A 1,248-nucleotide genomic window follows, 5' to 3' on the forward strand; every position below is an offset into this window, starting at 1 on the left:
GTCACATCGGCCACCACGTCCCGGTCCGCGACGTCCGCGTGCACCGCGGCCGCCTTGGCGAGCTTCACCGGGCCGGCCAGCACCACCCGGCCGAGCGAGGCCTGGTCCTGGTACTCGTCCCCGGGGAACGGCTTCACCGCCGACTCGGCGACGTCGAGCGCCACGACGACCCGGCGGCGCGGGGCGTCGGGCTCGGCGGCCAGCAGGCGCAGCGAGGACTGGGCGGCCCGGTTCAGCGCCGCGTACTCCAGCTCCTCCAGGTCGTCGCTGACGTACCACTCGCGCAGCGCGGGCGTCACGGCGTACGCCGCGGACTGCTCCAGCGCGCCGCCCGAGTGCGCCGCCGCCAGGCCGGTCAGGGTGGTGGGCACGTACACGCGCATCGGTGGCACTCTCCGGTTCGTCCAGCGGCACAGCTTCCAGGGCCCCCAAGGATAAGCGCCGGACGGCGGGCCGTGATCACCCGCGCACCGCCGGGCCGGGCGCACCGTCTTCCCGGGCGTCCGGCCGCGCGCCCTCCAGGGAGCGCCGGCAGTTGTCCAGCGCGCTCTCCAGGACGGCTTCGCGGCGGGCCGGGTCCATCAGGTTCGGGCCCATCACCGCCAGGTCGGCGGGGGTGGGCGCGAGCAGGTGGACGCGGACGCCGCCGTCCCGCAGCAGCCGGGCCTCGCGCAGCAGCTGCCGGGTCACCGTCCGGCGGTAGCGGGCGAGCAGCTGGGCGAGCACCCCGCTCGGGCGGTCCCGTTCGCGCGGGGCGTGCAACCGGTCCCGCACGCGCCGGGCGCGTGTGGCGGCGGACGCGCCTCCGTCGGGCTCCGGGCGCCCCGGCGGGTCGGGCCGGACCGCCATCGGGGCGAGCACGTACACCTCGTCGAGACCCCGGCCCAGCAGCAGATCGGCGTTGGTGGCCGACCAGCAGCCGCCGTCCACGTACTCGGTGCCGCCGACCGGGACGGGCGCGAACCAGCCGGGGATCGCGCAGGAGGCCGTCACCGCCTCGTCGACCCGCGCGGGCGGTGCGCCGGGGTCGCCGAAGACCACCCGGCGGCCGCTGCGGTAGTCCACCGCGACGACCCGCAGCGCCGAGCCCGCCGGCCAGCCCTCCGCCCCGAACAGGCCGCCGACCAGCGCGCCGACCGACGCCAGCGAGCCCCGGCCGTGCGGCGCCATCGCCGAGACCATGGTGAGCCAGGGGTAGGTGCGCGGATGCCGCACGGCGTCCCGCAGCAGGCCCGGCGAGCCGATGCC

The 1,248-nt window shown here is 77.9% G+C and carries 1 protein-coding gene and 1 pseudogene; both read right to left on the minus strand.

Annotated features, from left to right (window positions below):
- Positions 1-383: pseudogene (locus ABD308_RS05840) on the minus strand (DUF6912 family protein); the annotation flags it as partial.
- Between the two features lie 76 nt (positions 384-459).
- A partial coding sequence (locus tag ABD308_RS05845) for a patatin-like phospholipase family protein (protein ID WP_344327805.1) occupies positions 460-1,248 on the minus strand: 789 nt, incomplete at its 5' end.

The organism is Kitasatospora putterlickiae (assembly GCF_039527695.1).
Classification (GTDB): domain Bacteria; phylum Actinomycetota; class Actinomycetes; order Streptomycetales; family Streptomycetaceae; genus Kitasatospora; species Kitasatospora putterlickiae.